At 60.1% G+C, this 15,281-nt stretch carries 20 protein-coding genes; 8 read left to right on the plus strand and 12 right to left on the minus strand.

Annotation, left to right across the window (positions count from 1 at the left end; genetic code table 11):
- Positions 1–56 precede the first annotated feature (56 nt).
- Positions 57–344, minus strand: coding sequence for a hypothetical protein (locus WC811_RS04720; protein ID WP_372641488.1), 288 nt, complete (start codon positions 342–344; stop codon positions 57–59).
- 60 nt (positions 345–404) lie between these two features.
- Complete coding sequence (locus WC811_RS04725; RefSeq protein WP_372641490.1) at positions 405–1,325, minus strand: IS1595 family transposase; 921 nt, start codon at positions 1,323–1,325, stop codon at positions 405–407.
- Between the two features lie 84 nt (positions 1,326–1,409).
- Between WC811_RS04725 and WC811_RS04730 the strand changes: the two genes are divergently transcribed.
- Positions 1,410–1,625, plus strand: a complete 216-nt coding sequence (locus WC811_RS04730; RefSeq protein ID WP_372641492.1) for a hypothetical protein — start codon at positions 1,410–1,412, stop codon at positions 1,623–1,625.
- 43 nt (positions 1,626–1,668) lie between these two features.
- On the opposite strand, the gene dprA is transcribed toward WC811_RS04730, so the two are convergent.
- The 5 genes from dprA to ruvX all read right to left on the minus strand — a co-directional run bounded on the left by dprA (position 1,669) and on the right by ruvX (position 6,448).
- On the minus strand, positions 1,669–2,856 hold the full coding sequence (gene dprA, locus WC811_RS04735) for a DNA-processing protein DprA (RefSeq protein WP_372641494.1): 1,188 nt from the start codon (positions 2,854–2,856) through the stop codon (positions 1,669–1,671).
- Positions 2,840–3,472: a glycerol-3-phosphate 1-O-acyltransferase PlsY gene (gene plsY / locus WC811_RS04740; RefSeq protein WP_372641496.1), complete on the minus strand. Its 633-nt coding sequence runs from the start codon at positions 3,470–3,472 to the stop codon at positions 2,840–2,842. Before plsY ends, dprA begins: the two co-directional genes overlap by 17 nt.
- Before the next feature lie 50 nt (positions 3,473–3,522).
- Complete coding sequence (locus tag WC811_RS04745; protein WP_372641498.1) at positions 3,523–4,854, minus strand: dihydroorotase; 1,332 nt, start codon at positions 4,852–4,854, stop codon at positions 3,523–3,525.
- Positions 4,851–5,825 carry an aspartate carbamoyltransferase catalytic subunit gene (locus WC811_RS04750; protein WP_372641500.1) on the minus strand — a complete coding sequence of 325 codons (975 nt, stop codon included), beginning with the start codon at positions 5,823–5,825 and terminating at the stop codon, positions 4,851–4,853. The genes WC811_RS04745 and WC811_RS04750 overlap by 4 nt, the downstream gene beginning before the upstream one ends.
- A gap of 125 nt (positions 5,826–5,950) precedes the next feature.
- Entirely contained in the window at positions 5,951–6,448 is a 498-nt protein-coding gene (gene ruvX / locus WC811_RS04755) for a Holliday junction resolvase RuvX (protein WP_372641758.1), read from the minus strand.
- Positions 6,449–6,675: 227 nt separating this feature from the next.
- Between ruvX and gatC the strand changes: the two genes are divergently transcribed.
- Genes gatC through gatB form a run of 6 tightly spaced genes read left to right on the plus strand, consistent with a single transcriptional unit; the run spans position 6,676 to position 11,013 of the window.
- Positions 6,676–6,963: an Asp-tRNA(Asn)/Glu-tRNA(Gln) amidotransferase subunit GatC gene (gatC, locus tag WC811_RS04760; protein WP_372641760.1), complete on the plus strand. Its 288-nt coding sequence runs from the start codon at positions 6,676–6,678 to the stop codon at positions 6,961–6,963.
- A 3-nt stretch (positions 6,964–6,966) separates the two neighbouring features.
- Complete coding sequence (locus tag WC811_RS04765; protein WP_372641503.1) at positions 6,967–7,383, plus strand: hypothetical protein; 417 nt, start codon at positions 6,967–6,969, stop codon at positions 7,381–7,383.
- A complete protein-coding gene (gene gatA, locus WC811_RS04770; protein ID WP_372641505.1) occupies positions 7,380–8,879 on the plus strand; it encodes an Asp-tRNA(Asn)/Glu-tRNA(Gln) amidotransferase subunit GatA in 1,500 nt (499 codons plus the stop codon). The genes WC811_RS04765 and gatA overlap by 4 nt, the downstream gene beginning before the upstream one ends.
- 37 nt (positions 8,880–8,916) lie before the next feature.
- Entirely contained in the window at positions 8,917–9,234 is a 318-nt protein-coding gene (locus tag WC811_RS04775; protein WP_372641507.1) for a chorismate mutase, read from the plus strand.
- Positions 9,224–9,535 (plus strand): hypothetical protein, encoded by a 312-nt coding sequence (locus WC811_RS04780; RefSeq protein WP_372641509.1) that lies wholly within the window; start codon positions 9,224–9,226, stop codon positions 9,533–9,535. Before WC811_RS04775 ends, WC811_RS04780 begins: the two co-directional genes overlap by 11 nt.
- Positions 9,532–11,013 carry an Asp-tRNA(Asn)/Glu-tRNA(Gln) amidotransferase subunit GatB gene (gene gatB / locus WC811_RS04785; RefSeq protein ID WP_372641511.1) on the plus strand — a complete coding sequence of 494 codons (1,482 nt, stop codon included), beginning with the start codon at positions 9,532–9,534 and terminating at the stop codon, positions 11,011–11,013. The genes WC811_RS04780 and gatB overlap by 4 nt, the downstream gene beginning before the upstream one ends.
- A gap of 9 nt (positions 11,014–11,022) precedes the next feature.
- Here gatB and WC811_RS04790 read toward each other — a convergent pair whose 3' ends face one another.
- The 5 genes from WC811_RS04790 to WC811_RS04810 form a co-directional block, all read right to left on the minus strand.
- A complete protein-coding gene (locus tag WC811_RS04790) occupies positions 11,023–11,172 on the minus strand; it encodes a hypothetical protein (protein WP_372641513.1) in 150 nt (49 codons plus the stop codon).
- Between the two features lie 165 nt (positions 11,173–11,337).
- Positions 11,338–12,702 carry a cytochrome P450 gene (locus tag WC811_RS04795; RefSeq protein WP_372641515.1) on the minus strand — a complete coding sequence of 455 codons (1,365 nt, stop codon included), beginning with the start codon at positions 12,700–12,702 and terminating at the stop codon, positions 11,338–11,340.
- Between the two features lie 67 nt (positions 12,703–12,769).
- Complete coding sequence (locus tag WC811_RS04800; protein WP_372641517.1) at positions 12,770–12,931, minus strand: hypothetical protein; 162 nt, start codon at positions 12,929–12,931, stop codon at positions 12,770–12,772.
- Positions 12,932–13,043: 112 nt separating this feature from the next.
- Positions 13,044–13,598 carry a DedA family protein gene (locus tag WC811_RS04805; RefSeq protein WP_372641519.1) on the minus strand — a complete coding sequence of 185 codons (555 nt, stop codon included), beginning with the start codon at positions 13,596–13,598 and terminating at the stop codon, positions 13,044–13,046.
- Between the two features lie 96 nt (positions 13,599–13,694).
- The gene (locus WC811_RS04810) at positions 13,695–14,105 is read right to left on the minus strand and encodes a hypothetical protein (RefSeq protein ID WP_372641762.1); all 411 of its coding nucleotides are present in this window, start codon (positions 14,103–14,105) and stop codon (positions 13,695–13,697) included.
- A 205-nt stretch (positions 14,106–14,310) separates the two neighbouring features.
- Here WC811_RS04810 and WC811_RS04815 point away from each other — a divergent pair, with 205 nt between their 5' ends.
- Positions 14,311–15,279 carry a quinone oxidoreductase gene (locus WC811_RS04815; protein ID WP_372641521.1) on the plus strand — a complete coding sequence of 323 codons (969 nt, stop codon included), beginning with the start codon at positions 14,311–14,313 and terminating at the stop codon, positions 15,277–15,279.
- Positions 15,280–15,281: the final 2 nt, after the last annotated feature.

Consider the following 15,281-nt stretch of genomic DNA (forward strand, 5'->3'; position numbering starts at 1 on the left):
GCTGCAACAATATCGTAAGATGGGCGAGTTAATTTCACAAATCGGATACGACGCGTCTAAGATTTTTTCAAACGAGCACGAATATTATCAAACATTCGATCAAGCGATACGTTCAAAGCATGAGCCGCGTTGTCCTGTGCAACAGGATCAGTTGATTCAATCCTTACCTTGGAAAGTTCGCTTGAAAGGGACTTTGCAAGAATGTCGAGCCTTTGGACGGCGGTTTCTTTTTCGGCGTTCCCCAACGTAAGGAACATTTGAAAAATCAATTCTATCATCAGTCGTTGAGCGTGAAGATCTGGAGTGATCTCCGCGAACAATTGCTCGGTTTCCAACTCAGTCATTTGTTGCTCTCCGAGTCGGGTTTCTTAGACCGCTTTAGTGCCCATTCTGTTGTTTTTGGATCAGGCGCTACCAGCGGCACGGTACGTAAGGCGCTTACCTTTTGCGCCGTTTAAAAGTTGATCCGCGCGCTGCTGGTCGTTCACTCCCAACGCAATGCGCGCGTTGTAGCGAAAGTCAAATTCCGCAAGGTACCGATGCAAGTGCTTTTCGTTGCAATGCTGGTACGTACCCTTCATTCCGCGCTTGAAGACGCTGAAGTACGACTCAACCGTGTTCGTGTGAATTTCGCCGCGAACGTACTCGGCAATCCCATGGTTGACGGTATCGTATCCTGCGAAGCCGACTTCAAACGGCCCGTAGTAAGACGCCGTATCGGTGACGATCTTCGTCTCTTTGTCGATGTTGGCGCGGGCAATCGGAACGACGTTCGCGATGTTTGCCTTTTCGATATGAAAGCTCCGAGCTTCTCCGCCACGTTCAACGAGCGTCAGCACGGCGTGCTTGTGCGAAAGTCCGCGACGGATCGGCATGCCTTTCTTGTTGCCAAAGAACGTCTCATCCACTTCTACGACGCTGCCAGAACCGCCCATCGGTGGCGCAAGGCCGCCGGACCGCATCGCCTCACGGATACGGTGCGACATGAACCAGGCCGACTTGAGCGTGATGCCAAGCATCCGGTGAAGCTGGTTAGACGAGATGCCCTTCTTGCTGGCAGCCAGCAGCGCAATGGCCTGAAGCCACATCCGCAGTGGGATATGGCTGTCTTCGAAGATCGTTCCGACCTTGACGGTGAAAGGCTTGCGGCAGTCTTTGCACTTGTAGACGCCGATCCGGGTGCTCTTGCCCTGAAGTTTCGTAACACGGTCATGCTTGCCGCCGCACTTCGGGCACACCGGACCCTCTGGCCACAAGTGAGCTTCGACCCAATCGTAGGCCGCCTGCTCATCGTGGAAACGCTTGTGCGAAAGAACGTCTGTCATGGCCAGTCTCCCTATGTAGATCACCATAGGGAATTGGCCGTGGTACGTCAAGTATAATATGCCGATACGTTAAGCATATCGAAAATGGCGGGAATGATCTCAGGCGTGATGGACGATTTGCACAATAGCGGGCTTTCCGGCCGGGCGGGGGGCGAGCGGCGGGATCACCTCGAGTATCTAGCTGATCTGCTGGGCGAATTGCAGCAGATGGCGGAACGCGAGGGCTGCCACAAGCTGTCTCGTATGCTCGCCATATCGCACGCTGAGGCTCAGCGCGAGACGCATCGCCGGGGTACATAAGAGACGCATTCTTCATTATGGTGCTTTCAGCGCTCATCCCCAGTTAGGGGGCTTTCAGCGCCACTAGGCTGTGGCCCTGCCGCTCGATGCGTCCGGCAAGGTCAAGCTCCAGGAGAGCAACCTGCACGATTTGGGCGTTGAGGCCGGTCTGGCGCGCGATCGCGTCGACGGCGACGGGCGCCGGTCCCAGTGCAGTGAGAACGGCATTCAGCGCATCTTCGGCGGGAAAGTCGGTTCCCGGAGACGGCGGGATGGTCTGGTCCGCCGACGTGGGCTCAGGTCCCGCGTAATCGAACCGGTGTTCCGCCAAGCCGAGAATGGGGCGCAGGACGTCGATGATATCGTCCGCTTCCGTCACCAGCATAGCGCCCTGCTTGATCAGCCGGTTGGTTCCTTCCGCGCGCGGATCGAGTGGGTGGCCTGGGACGGAGAAGACCTCGCGTCCAAGTTCGTTGGCGTATCGGGCGGTTACAAGTGTTCCGGAGCGCGAGGCAGCTTCAACAACAACGACGCCGTAGACCAAGCCCGCGATGATGCGATTTCGGCGCGGGAAGTCTTTGTCGCGCGGTTGGAGGCCGGGCGGCCGTTCCGTGACGAGGCATCCCTCGGACGCAATACGGGCCTGTAACTCGGCGTGTTCCGGTGGATAGACCCAGTCGATGCCGCCCGCGACCACCGCGATGGTGCCTCGCGCCAGAGAGGCTTCGTGCGCGGCCCGGTCGATCCCGCGCGCCAGCCCCGAAACGATGACGAAGCCCGCTTCCGCCAATTGGGTCGCGAACAGCTTTGTCAGTTGGACGCCTGCGGCGGAGCATTGCCGCGAGCCGACGATGGCGATGGCTGGCCGTTTCAAAAACTCTTGATTGCCTTTGACGTAGAGCATCGGCGGCGGCGCTTCGATGCGTGCCAGAATGGCGGGATAGTCACGTTCGACCGTAAAGAGCGGAACGGCACCGATGCGTTGCGCAGTTGCAAGTTCGCGTTCGGCGTCGGCCTTTGGGCAAATGCGGATGGGGCGTCCGGAACCACCGCGACGCGAAAGGGAGGGGAGCACCTCCAGAGCTTTGGACGCTCCGCCATAATAATTGATGAGGTCGCGAAACGTGACCGGGCCGACGTTCTCCGACCGGATCAAGCGCAGGCACGCGAGCTTTTCCTCGTCGGAGAGTTTCGCGGGCGGAGGAGCAGATGGATCGCTGAAAAGTTCCGGCTGATCAGGTTTTGGAGCCAATTCTCGGCTCCTCTCCAGCTATCAGCCGTTCGATATTGGCGCGATGTTTGATGAGGACTATCGCGCTCATCAGGGTGGTCACGGTTGCGAGATCGCGTTCACCCCAAATCCACGCTGCGATTGGCACGGCAATCGTTGCAACGATGGCGGCGAGCGAAGATATCCGACCGAGCTTGGCGACGGCGAGCCAAAGCACCGCGAAGACGACCGCCAACTGCCATGCAAGCGCGATCAGAACGCCGAGATACGTCGCGACGCCCTTACCGCCTTTGAACCCAAGCCAGACCGGAAACACATGGCCGAGAAAGGCTGTGAGACCGGCGATCATCGCGGCCGTTTCGCCAAGCGTGTGCCGTGCGATCAGAACGGCGACGGCACCTTTGGCGGCGTCGAGTAGAAGCGTCGCGGCTGCAAGCTTCTTATTGCCGGTTCTTAGAACATTGGTGGCGCCAATATTGCCCGAGCCGATGCTGCGGATATCGCCCAGTCCGGCGGCGCGCGTGAGGAGAAGGCCGAACGGAATGGAGCCTAGAAGATAACCGAGAATAGCCGCGATGATGATCGCAGGCCATGAGCCGTCGGCCGTCAGCAATGCCAAGGGTGGCAACAAGCTCATGACTGAAATCTCTCGTATGACGAATTCGGCATTCACGAGAGAATTACTGCCTAGGTACGCTCGACACCAGCATATTCAAAGACCGTTTGGCCAGCGACCATCGTTCGGAGAACGCGGCCTTGCATCTTGGCCTCATCGAATGGCGTATTCTTCGAGCGAGACCGCAGCAAGTCCTTGTTCACGACCCACGGCTCGCCGGGATCGAACAGCACAAGATCTGCAATAGCGCCTTTGGCCAAGCGTCCCGAATGGAGGCCCAACAGTCGCGCCGGATTGATGGTCAGAGCCTTCAACATCGCCGACAAGGTCATGTCGCCGGAGTGAACGAGACGGAGCGCCGCCGAGAGCAGCGTTTCGAGGCCGACGGCGCCGTCTGCAGCTTCCGCGAACGGCCGGCGTTTGGTGTCGGCGTCCTGGGGGTCGTGGCTTGAGACGATGATATCGACATCGCCGTTCGCGACCGCCTGCACCATGGCGACACGATCTTCCTCGCGCCGCAGAGGCGGCCGGACCTTGAAGAACGTACGATAGGGACCGATGTCGTTTTCGTTGAGCGTCAGGTGGTTGATCGAGACGCCGCAACTGACGGACAGCTTCTTGCTCTTCGCGTTTTTGACGACGTCGAGGCTTTCCCGGCAACTGATCGTTGCGGCGTGATAGCGGCCGCCCGTCATTTCGACGAGGCGCACATCGCGTTCGAGCACGATGGTTTCGGCAATTTTGGAGACGCCGGAAAGGCCGAGCCGAGCCGCAACCTCGCCGGAGTTCATTGCGCCGTTCGAAAGATATGGATCTTCCGTGTGGTGGACAACGAGGGCGTTGAAATCTTTCGAGTAGCTCAGGACGTTGCGCATCACGCGCGTGTTGACGATGCTCGATTTGCCATTCGAAAACGCGATGGCGCCCGCGCGCTTCAGAAGACCGATTTCGGTCATCTCTTCGCCTTTTAGGCCCTTCGTCAACGCGGCCATCGTGTGGACGTGAACGAGGGCATTGTCGCGGGCGCGGCGCTGGATGAAATCAACGAGCGCGACCTGATCGATCACCGGATTGGTATCGGGCATGACGACGATGGTCGTGACACCCCCCGCGGCGGCGGCGTGGCTCGCGGTCTTCAAAGTTTCGCGGTGCTCGAAGCCAGGCTCGCCGGTAAAGACCTGGGCGTCGATCAGGCCGGGAGCAAGCACGTGCCCCTTACAGTCGATGACGGTCGCGCCTTCCGGTGCATTCCGACGCAAATGCGCGCCGAGGTCGGCGATAAGCCCATCTTTGACGAGGAGGCCACCCGGCTCATCGCGGTTGGACGCCGGATCGACTAAGCGGGCGTTGATGAAGACGGTGGCGGGGCCGACGCTCTTCGGCTTTTCGATCGGTTTCCTCATGGCGCGTCCTCCGCGAAGCGGGGAAGGTGCGCAGATAAGGCTTCGAGAACGGCCATGCGAACTGCAACGCCCATTTCAACCTGCTCGCGGATAACGCTTCTGGAATGATCGGCAACTGTCGATGCGATCTCGACGCCGCGGTTCATCGGTCCGGGATGCATGACGAGAGCATCGGGCTTGGCGCGGGCGAGTTTCTCGTGATCGAGGCCGAAGAAGTGGAAGAACTCGCGGCCGGACGGAACGTAGGACGCATCCATGCGCTCAAGCTGCAGGCGCAGCATCATGACGATATCGGCGCCTTCGATGCCCTTCCACATGTCAGTGAAGACTTCGCAGCCGAGACGTTCGGGTGACGATGGTAGAAGGGTCGTCGGGGCGATGATCCTGACGTGGGCGCCAAGCGCGTTCAGCACGTTGATGTTGGAGCGGGCAACGCGGGAGTGAAGAATGTCGCCGCAAATCGCGACCGTCAGCCCGGCCACACGGCCTTTCGCCCGGCGGATCGTCAAGGCGTCGAGGAGCGCTTGCGTCGGGTGCTGGTGAGCGCCGTCGCCGGCATTGATGACCGAACAATCGACTTTCTGCGACAAGAGCTCAACTGCGCCCGCTGCGTGATGGCGCACGACGATGATGTCAGGCCGCATGGCGTTGAGCGTAACGGCAGTGTCGACGAGCGTTTCGCCCTTCGTGACCGAGGACGTCGCGACGTTCATGTTCATGACGTCGGCGCTCAAGCGCTTGCCTGCCATTTCAAACGACGATTGCGTGCGGGTCGAAGACTCAAAAAAGAGATTGATCAGAGTTCGCCCTGCGAGAACATCGCGTTTGCGGCCGTTGTTGCGGATGTGGTCCGCATTACGGTCGGCGAGGTCGAGGAGAAAATTGATCTCGTTCGCCGACAGACCTTCGCAAGTCAGCAAATGGCGGCGCGGAAATACCTTCAGCGCGCTGGAATTGGATTTCGATGTCATTAAAGGCGTTTCTATAGGGGGAGTCTGATGGGGCCGCAAGGTCGGGGCGCGACATCAATCTCAAACACCTTAACGGAGCCTGAAATGCCACGGTGAGTGTGGCTTATGCGGCGCTTAGCGGCGGTTCACACCGGCCGATTGATGCGATCGAGAGCGCTTTGCAGGATGATGGTCGCGGCAAGTTTGTCGATCACCTCGGCGCGGCGTTTGCGGGTCTGATCGGCGCCGATCAACATGCGCTCGGCTTCCGCCGTCGTCAGCCGCTCGTCCCAGAGCAAAACCGGCAGTGGCGATAACTTATTGAGATTGCGGGCGAGGGCGCGTGTTGCCTGGGCGCGCGGGCCCTCGGTGCCGTCGAGGTTGCGGGGGAGGCCGAGAACGAGGCCGGTGACGCCGTGCTCGGCGACGAGGGAGAACAGGCGCGTGGCGTCGGCCGTGAACTTCGTCCGGCGGATTGTCTCAAGCGGAGACGCTATCGTGCGGCGCACGTCCGAGAGGGCGAGGCCGAGCGTTTTGGTGCCGCCGTCGATCCCGATCAGGCGCCCCGCGGGCGCCGCTGCATCGCGGAATTGCTGCTGATCTTCCGTGGTTAGGCCTTGAGGAGGCGGATGGGGCGTGGAAATGGAGGGTTCTTTCACTCGGGAATGCCTGATCTCGGAAGCGTTCAAGGAATTGGAAGCCCGATCTAGCAGCTTCGGCGACAAATTGGCATTGCCTGCGCGCGGCGGTTTCGGCTTTCCCGGCCATTTCCGTGACTTGACGCCTTACAGAATGCGGCGCCGGTTGCATTGGAGGGCCCCGCCCGGTTATGAGAGCGGCGCAATCCCCCGATGTCTTGAAGGGACTTTTCATGCAGGTCGACGAAGCGACCGTTCGCCGTATCGCGCGTCTCGCCCGGATGCGCGTGAGCGACGAGGAGGCCAAGGGTCTCGAGAAGGAGCTTTCCGGTATCTTCGACTGGGTCAAGCAACTCGACGAGGTCGATACCTCTGCGGTCGAGCCGATGACGCGGGTCGTCGATCAAAAGCTCACGATGCGGGACGACGTCGTGACCGACGGTGAGATTGCCGATCAGGTTACGGCGAACGCGCCGATGTCGGAGGACAACTTCTTCGTGGTGCCCAAGGTCGTGGAGTGAGGAATGTTCCAGGCGTTGCTTGCCGCTGCCGCTTTCTTGCTCGTGTCCAGCGCAGCGTGGTCCGAGGAGACGAAGCTCGATGCGCCGTTCGTCGGTGAAGGTACTTATTCGCCGACCACGGGCTGCGGGAAACTTGAGGATATCGAAAGCGGCAAGGCGGCGCCCAACATCTCGACCTATCCGCTGACATTGACGCGCGAAGGAACGGGAAGCTGGGAGGGCGGATGCGATTTCGTCTCGCTCCGGGAAGTGAAGGCCAACGTCTTCGAAAGCAAGATGCAATGCACCGAAGGGGCGGACGAGTATCCGCAGACGGTGACGTTCACGCGCCTCGACGCTGATCGCATCGAGGTTGCGAGTGGAACAGAAGCGCTGGTGTACGAGCGCTGCAAAGGGTTGAAAGGGAAAGTCGAGCGGTGACCGATCTTACCAAACTCACCATGGCCGAAGCGCGCGACGGACTTCGGAAGAAGTCTTTCACGGCGCTCGAACTCACGGACTCGTTCCTTTCCGCGATCGAGACAGGCAACGGCGCGCTCAACGCTTACGTTTTGCCGACGCCCGAGCACGCCCGCGCGCAGGCGAAGGCCAGCGACAAGCTGATTGCCGAAGGAAAAGCACGTCCGCTCGAAGGGCTGCCAATCGGCAACAAGGATCTCTTTTGCACGAATGGCATTCGCACGACGGCGTGCTCGAATATTCTCGGCGACTTCAAGCCGACGTATGAATCGACCGTCGGACAGAATTTGTGGGACGCCGGAGCGGTCATGCTCGGCAAGCTCAACAACGACGAATTCGCAATGGGATCGTCGAACGAGACGAGCGCGTTCGGCAACGTCGTCAGCCCGTGGCGTCGGAGGAGCAGCGACGGTAAAACGTCGACGGACAAACTCGTTCCTGGCGGATCGTCGGGCGGATCGTCGTCGGCGGTTGCCGCAAACCTCTGCCTCGCAGCGACGGCGACGGATACCGGCGGCTCGATCCGCCAGCCTGCCGCGTTAACGGGGACGGTCGGCATCAAGCCGACCTATGGCCGTTGCTCGCGCTGGGGCATCGTGGCGTTCGCGTCGTCGCTCGATCAGGCAGGACCGATCGCGAAGACCGTGCGCGACACCGCGATCATGCTGAAAGCGATGGCGAGCCACGATCCGAAGGATACCACGTCGGTCGATGCGCCGGTTCCTGATTACGAGGCGGCGCTCGGCAAGGGCGTCAAAGGTCTGCGTGTCGGCATCCCTAAGGAATATCGCGTCGACGGCATGTCGGCGGAAATCCAGAAGCTCTGGGACGACGGCATCGCGTGGCTTAAAGCGGCCGGTGCGTCGATCCACGAGATCTCGCTGCCGCACACGAAATACGCGCTTCCTGCTTATTACATTGTGGCGCCTGCCGAGTGCTCATCGAACCTCGCGCGCTACGACGGCATGCGGTATGGCCTGCGCGTCAACGGCGACAACCTGATCGACACCTACGAGAAGACGCGCGCGGCCGGTTTCGGTAAGGAAGTGCGCCGCCGCATCCTGATCGGCACCTACGTTCTTTCGGCCGGCTACTACGACGCCTATTACCTCAAGGCGCAGAAGGTCCGCACCCTCATCAAGCAGGACTTCGATACGGCTTGGAACACCGTCGATGTCGTGCTGACGCCGACGACGCCGTCGCCCGCTTTTGCCTTCGGTGAAAAGTCCGGCGACCCCTTGGCGATGTATTTAGAGGACATATTTACCGTTACGGTGAACATGGCGGGCCTGCCGGGCATGTCGGTTCCCGGCGGACTTTCCTCGCAGGGAACGCCGCTCGGATTGCAGCTCATCGGCAAGCCTTTCGATGAGGAAACGTTGTTCCGGACCGCTCAGGTCATAGAAGATGCCGCCGGCCGGTTTTCCGTGCCGGACGCATGGTGGAAGAAGGGCTGACATCATGGATCCTAAACGGCCTTGGGAATGCGCAGACATGTCTCAGGTGCGGAGCGAAATCGATCGTATCGATAACGCTCTCGTCGATCTCATCGCTGAGCGTTACGGCTACGTCGATCGCGCCTGGCAACTGAAGATGACGACGCGCGAAGGCGCTGTCGTGCAATGGCGCATTCAGCAGGTTATCGATCGCGTCAAGGAACGCGCAGCAGCGAAGAACATGCCGCCGGAGATGATCGAGATGGTCGGCGCTCAGTGGCGTAACATGATCGGATGGTTCGTTCAGTTCGAAGAAGAAAAGTTGCGACAGGCGCAGGATGCGGCCGACAAGCCAGGAGCAAACGGTGGGACCTGATTTCCAGCCGGACGTGCCTTTGACCGAAGTTCTGCTTTATGGCGTCTTCAATCCGGCGACGATCGCCGTGGCGTACATGCTCGGCAAGCGCGCCGACGATAAAGCCAAGATCATGATCGCGGGTTTTGGAGGGGCGGCTGCGGGCGTTGGGGTGCTTTATGTCTTGGCGCTGCTCCGCCTTTGGGACGCTCCGACATTGGGTCGTGCGGCGGCGGGCGTGTTTATCGTGTCGCTTGTCGCCGGCTCCATTTATGCAGCTATCGGCTATGCCATGAAGGGCCGGACCGGAGGCGAGAAATGAGCTCTCAGAAAGTCGCTGAAAAGCCGAAGGCGAAAAATCTCATCGCGGGCGCGACGGGAGATTGGGAAGTCATTGTCGGCCTGGAAGTTCATGCGCAGGTCGCATCGAAGTCGAAGTTGTTTTCTGGCGCTTCGACGGGCTTCGGAGCAGACCCGAACAGTCATGTCTCGCTGGTCGATGCGGCCATGCCGGGAATGTTGCCGGTGATCAATCGTGAGTGCGTGGCGCAGGCGATCCGCACAGGTTTGGGTCTTAAAGCTCAGATCAACCTGAAGAGCGTTTTCGATCGCAAGAACTACTTCTATCCAGATCTGCCGCAGGGCTATCAGATTTCGCAGTACAAGCAGCCGATCGTCGGCGAGGGCGAAATAGAGATCGAGGTTGACGGCGAGACACTGAAGATCGGCGTCGAGCGGCTGCATCTTGAGCAGGACGCCGGAAAGTCGCTCCACGACCAGCATCCCGATTATTCCTACGTCGATCTCAATCGTTCGGGCGTGGCGCTGATGGAGATCGTCTCGCGGCCGGATCTTCGCTCGTCCAAGCAGGCGCAGGCCTATGTTACGAAGCTGCGGACCATTTTGCGCTATCTTGGCACGTCCGACGGCGACATGGAGAAGGGCAACCTTCGGGCCGACGTCAACGTCTCGGTGAGGAAGCCCGGCGATGAACTCGGCACGCGGTGCGAGATCAAGAACGTCAACTCCATTCGTTTCATCGGTCAGTCGATCGAATACGAGGCACGCCGGCAGATCGACATCATCGAGGATGGCGGGAAGATTAATCAGGAGACGCGGCTATTCGATTCCGTGAAGGGCGAGACTCGCTCGATGCGGTCGAAGGAAGAAGCGCACGATTATCGCTATTTCCCGGATCCCGATCTCCTGCCGCTGGAATTCACGCAAAGCTATGTCGATGATTTGGAATCGGGGCTGCCCGAGCTTCCCGACGAAAAGCGCGCGCGCTTCATGACGAGCTTCGGTCTCTCGGGCTACGACGCGGACGTGCTCGTCGCGGAGCGGTCGTCGGCCGATTATTTCGAGACGGTCGCCAAGGGCCGCGACGGCAAAGTGACGGCCAACTGGGTCATCAACGAGCTGTTCGGACGGCTGAACAAGGAAGGCAAGTCGATCGAGGACAGCCCGATGTCCGCTGCGCAGCTCGGCGGCATCGTCGACCTGATCGGCTCCAACGCCATCTCGGGCAAGATCGCGAAGGATCTGTTTGAGATCGTCTGGACCGAGGGCGGCGATCCGGCCGACATCGTCGAAAAGCGCGGCATGAAGCAGGTGACGGACACCGGCGCCATCGAGACGGCCGTCGATGCGATCATCGCCGCCAATCCCGATAAGGTCGAGCAGGCGAAGGCCAAACCCTCGATGCTCGGCTGGTTTGTCGGTCAGGTGATGAAGTCGACGGGCGGCAAGGCGAACCCGGCCGCCGTCAACGAGATCCTGAAAGCCAAGCTCGGGATTTGACGAGAACCGTCAGCCGCGCTGCTGTGCCGTCTGAAGGGCCAAACGCTTGGCCTTTCTTTCTTTGAGGCCAACCATCGCGACATGGGCGATGCCGATGCACGCCAAGAAAACCAAACCGAACGGCACGATGACCGCGATCACATAAGCTATTTTTGTCATTGTTATTCGCCCCTCCCTTGGAGGCGGTTTTTCTAATGCGACAAATCATAGCACTGACTGTTTTAGGCCACGCTCACGCGGCCTCTACAAATGCGACGGCGAAATTTGCGAACGGGTAACTCGGGGTAAACGGCCGCTTAACGCCACGACGGCCGTGAGAACGCGTTACAGTGGTCGGACAATGAGGGGCATTCCGCCCTTTGGCCTAAGCGTCACGCGGCTCACGGGCTCAGGTGCGTGACGGCCGTCCCATTCGAAGCGGACGCTGCGCAACAGGGTGGCCAGGATTGCCATCGCCTCCAGGATTGCGAACGACGAGCCGATGCAGACCCGCTGACCGTAGCCGAACGGCATGAACTGCGTGCGTGGATAGCGGGCTTCGTTTTCCGGCAGGAAGCGGTCGGGGTCGAAGCGGTTGGGATCTTGCCACAACGCTGTGTGGCGATGGACGGCGAAAATAGGGATGACGATGAGCGTGGGCTTGGGAAGTTGTTTGCCGCCTATCTCCATGTCCTCGGCCGTGACACGCGTCATGACAGGCGCGGGCGGATAGAGCCGCATCACCTCTTTCAGCACGCGCGAAGTGATGGGAAGTTTTGCGATCGCCGTGGCGTCGAGCTGTCCGCTGCCGACAGTCGCGAAAATCTCCTCGCGTAGCCGATCCTGCCATTCCGGCGCGCGAGCAAGGACGTAGAGCGTCCACGTCAACGCCTTTGCTGTCGTCTCATGGCCTGCGAACAGGAACGTCGCGAGATTGTCGGCGATCATTTCGTCGGCCATCGGTTCGCCGGTATCGGGGTCCTTGGCCGTGAGCATACGCGCGAGGAGATCGGTGCCGGGGACGCTTTCCTTTCGCCGCTGAACGACGAGGTTCCGCACGATCGAGCGTAGCTCGGTCGCGGCCTTGCGCATGCGGCGCTTGCCGGGGTGCCACATCATTTCGGGGAGTTGGAGCAGGGAGGCCGCAACCTCCCAGGAAATCGGGTCGAGATAGGCGCGGCCGGCACGCTTGATAGAGTCACCGTCGCGCCTGCTGACGCCCGCCAATATCGTACGTGCGATGATGGCGAACGTCGTCTCGGTTATGTCTTCCTCGACATTCGTGACGAAAGGTTGGGAGCCGCGAGACGTCCAGCTCGCGACACAATCATTCGCCGCTTCGACCATTGTCGGGACGTAGGTCAGGAGTTCGGTGTGCCTGAACGGCGGGCTCGCGATTCTGCGCTGCCAGCGCCAGCTTTCGCCTTGGGCCGTCAGCAATCCGTTGCCGATGATTGGCTTCAGGACGCGGCGATCGAGTCGCGTCTTCGGAAACAGGTCCGCCTTCTTGAGAAGGATATCTTCGATGAGCGCCGGATCGGTCACCCATGCGATCAGCGGGCGCTTTTTACCGTATGTGACGACCGGCTCGTTGTAGACGGCAATCGGAATCGCGCGCAGCGGATTGCGGACGAAGCGGCCGAGAAACGGAAGTAATGGCAGGGCGCGCGAGGCCGGAGTGACCGTCGGCGGATAAAGCGCAGTCGTCATCGCGTTGTTGCTCTCGTCACCACAGTGTGCCGGCTGACGAGTAGTTAGTGACGGACTGCGCCGTGTTTTAGGCCGCTGCTGTTTTCGCGCGTGCAATGCCCGAGAGCTTCTTGAGGCGCCTGCGAACGGCGGGCGTGTTGCCCTGGATGCGCGTCTGAGGCGGGCGGCCGATCATGCGGCGAGCCTTCTTCTTCTGCTTCTGAATATTCTTCAACGACGTCTTCGACATGGAAAAACAGCCTCAATGCCCGAAAGGGGTGAATCCGATGGCCACGCCTTAAGCGCAGCATTTGGAGCGTTCCTCTACGAGATCGCGCCTCTGAGCGCAAGCTCAGGCTGCATTATGGGCCTGGCGGCGTGCTTTCCGGGCCGAGAAGATAGCCGAAGCCGAAATAAGAGGGGGCGATGACGCCCGCCGCCCAAATGAACGCCGATACGATATTGGCGAGTTGGAACTGCCACTGCGGCAATGCGTACATGCCGGCCACCACGGGAATGACGGCGCGCACGGGGCCAAAAAAGTGACCGAAGAAGACGCTCAAGGCGCCCCATTTGTCGAAGAACGCTTGGCCGCTGTCCACGAGTTGGGGATTGCGGTTGAACGGCCAGATGTCGCGGATGCCGTCTTTGTAGTGGAGGCCGATCCAGTACGAAAGCGCGTAGCCGAGAGAGCCGCCGACTCCGGCCGCCGCGATCGCGGGCCAAAGCACGCTCAATTCGACGCCGCTTTTGGCGAGAAGCGCGGAAATTCCAATGAGGATTGCCGTGCCCGGCCAGAGGATGGACAGAAAGCAAAAGCTTTCGAGAAATGCCACGCCGAATGCCACGGGGATGGCCCAATTTTCGTTGGCTCTTACGAAGGTAACAATGACATCGACGAATTCGTGCACGCTCATTCAGAAGCTTTCGCGGTTGCGTTGTTCTTGATTCTCGGCGTGCGAGGCTGAAACGCCATAGCGGCTAAATAAGGAGCCAGTGTGCAGCTTCAAGTTTTAATGACACCGGCGCGCAATTTCCCGGGCAAGTTCTCGCGACACCTCGCGCGAGAGCATTGCCCCTCTGGCGACCTGCCCAGAGGTGAGGCCGATGTAGGCGCCGCCGCTCAGGGATGTCGGTCCGTGATCGGCTTCCGCCTTACCGAGTGCGAGTTCGGCGCAGGTGAGTTCCTTGCGCTTTTTGCTGAGCGCCATGAGGCGAACGCCGGATGCGTATTCATGGGGACCGGCCGGTTGCTTCACCCAGGCGTGGGATGAATCCGCCATATAGGAATCGAAGACCATCTTGCGCTGGCTGATGCAGACGTTGCTATCGTCGACGCATTTGAGGCCGAGCGCGGGATCACCCAACGCCGCTTCGTTGCCAGCGCATCCTCCGACGGCAAATGACGCTAGAACGAGGGCCATCGCCACTTTGCGGCTTCTGGGGCGTTGCGAATTCCTGTGGCTATGCAAGACGGGTTCCGTTCTCTTTTCCATCTGCCGGTAGAAAGTCAGCGTGGCGGGCTCGTGGCAGAGGGCCGTCCAAGATGTGACCCTTGTCAAGCCAGTAGCGAGATTCGCGACGAAACGGCATCTCTCGCTCCACATGATCATTGGGAAAGGAAGTTCAATGCCACATTCTGTTCGCGTTCACACCCCAGGGGGACCCGATGCCTTGGTCTACGAGGAGATGGCGATGCCGGTGCCGGGCGCCGGTGAGGTGCTTCTTCGTCAGCATGCGATCGGCGTCAATTATATCGATATCTATCATCGGACGGGGCTCTATAAGCTGCCAAGCTTTCCGGCGACGATCGGCTCCGAAGGGGCCGGAGAGGTCATCGGCCTAGGGCCGGGCGTCGAGAGATTGAAGGTCGGTGACAGGGTCGCATATGCGGGGTCAATCGGCGCCTATGCAGACGTGCGGGTTATCCCCGAAGGACGTCTGGTCAAGCTGCCGGACGGGATCGATTACGAACTGGCAGCGGCCATGCTGCTGCGCGGCATGACAGTGCGCTGCCTGCTTCGCCAAGTCTATCGTGTCGATGGCAGTACAACGATGCTGTTTCACGCCGCAGCGGGCGGGGTCGGTCTCATTGCCTGCCAATGGGCACGGGCGCTCGGCGCGACAATCATCGGGACGGTGAGTTCGGATGAGAAAGCGGAGGTTGCGCGGGAGAACGGTTGCACGCATGTCATCAACACAACGCGGGAAGATTTCGTCGAACGCGTGCGAGACTTAACGGCGGGCAAGGGGTGCGACGTCGTCTACGATTCCGTCGGCAAGGACACCTTTCCGAAGTCTCTCGATTGCCTCAGGCAGAAAGGACTTTGGGCTTCCTTCGGAAATTCGTCGGGCCCAGTTCCTCCATTCGAGCTAACGGCTCTGAAAGGTTCGCTCTTCGCCACGCGGCCGTCGATTTTAGCTTATACGGCGACAACTCAGGATTTGGAAGAAAACGCCGCAGACCTATTCGAGATGGTGCTTAGCAAGAAGATTCGGATCACGACCAATCACCGATATCCGCTCGCTCAGGCCGCCAGTGCACATCGCGATCTCGAAGCCCGAAGAACGACGGGCTCCGTTATTCTCGTTCCCTGAGG

This window comes from Hyphomicrobium sp. (assembly GCF_041659645.1).
Lineage (GTDB): Bacteria > Pseudomonadota > Alphaproteobacteria > Rhizobiales > Hyphomicrobiaceae > Hyphomicrobium_B.

Bases quoted from the DNA above. Each gene is read 5' to 3' on its own strand.
- WC811_RS04730 (WP_372641492.1), top strand. From the start codon at position 1,410: ATGGCGGGAATGATCTCAGGCGTGATGGACGATTTGCACAATAGCGGG.
- WC811_RS04775 (WP_372641507.1), top strand. From the start codon at position 8,917: ATGTCTCAGGTGCGGAGCGAAATCGATCGTATCGATAACGCTCTCGTC.
- WC811_RS04745 (WP_372641498.1), bottom strand. From the start codon at position 4,854: ATGAGGAAACCGATCGAAAAGCCGAAGAGCGTCGGCCCCGCCACCGTC.
- WC811_RS04800 (WP_372641517.1), bottom strand. From the start codon at position 12,931: ATGTCGAAGACGTCGTTGAAGAATATTCAGAAGCAGAAGAAGAAGGCT.
- WC811_RS04815 (WP_372641521.1), top strand. From the start codon at position 14,311: ATGCCACATTCTGTTCGCGTTCACACCCCAGGGGGACCCGATGCCTTG.
- WC811_RS04805 (WP_372641519.1), bottom strand. From the start codon at position 13,598: ATGAGCGTGCACGAATTCGTCGATGTCATTGTTACCTTCGTAAGAGCC.
- WC811_RS04750 (WP_372641500.1), bottom strand. From the start codon at position 5,825: ATGACATCGAAATCCAATTCCAGCGCGCTGAAGGTATTTCCGCGCCGC.
- WC811_RS04810 (WP_372641762.1), bottom strand. From the start codon at position 14,105: ATGGCCCTCGTTCTAGCGTCATTTGCCGTCGGAGGATGCGCTGGCAAC.
- WC811_RS04765 (WP_372641503.1), top strand. From the start codon at position 6,967: ATGTTCCAGGCGTTGCTTGCCGCTGCCGCTTTCTTGCTCGTGTCCAGC.
- gatB (WP_372641511.1), top strand. From the start codon at position 9,532: ATGAGCTCTCAGAAAGTCGCTGAAAAGCCGAAGGCGAAAAATCTCATC.
- WC811_RS04790 (WP_372641513.1), bottom strand. From the start codon at position 11,172: ATGACAAAAATAGCTTATGTGATCGCGGTCATCGTGCCGTTCGGTTTG.
- plsY (WP_372641496.1), bottom strand. From the start codon at position 3,472: ATGAGCTTGTTGCCACCCTTGGCATTGCTGACGGCCGACGGCTCATGG.
- WC811_RS04725 (WP_372641490.1), bottom strand. From the start codon at position 1,325: ATGACAGACGTTCTTTCGCACAAGCGTTTCCACGATGAGCAGGCGGCC.
- WC811_RS04720 (WP_372641488.1), bottom strand. From the start codon at position 344: ATGACTGAGTTGGAAACCGAGCAATTGTTCGCGGAGATCACTCCAGAT.
- WC811_RS04795 (WP_372641515.1), bottom strand. From the start codon at position 12,702: ATGACGACTGCGCTTTATCCGCCGACGGTCACTCCGGCCTCGCGCGCC.
- gatC (WP_372641760.1), top strand. From the start codon at position 6,676: ATGCAGGTCGACGAAGCGACCGTTCGCCGTATCGCGCGTCTCGCCCGG.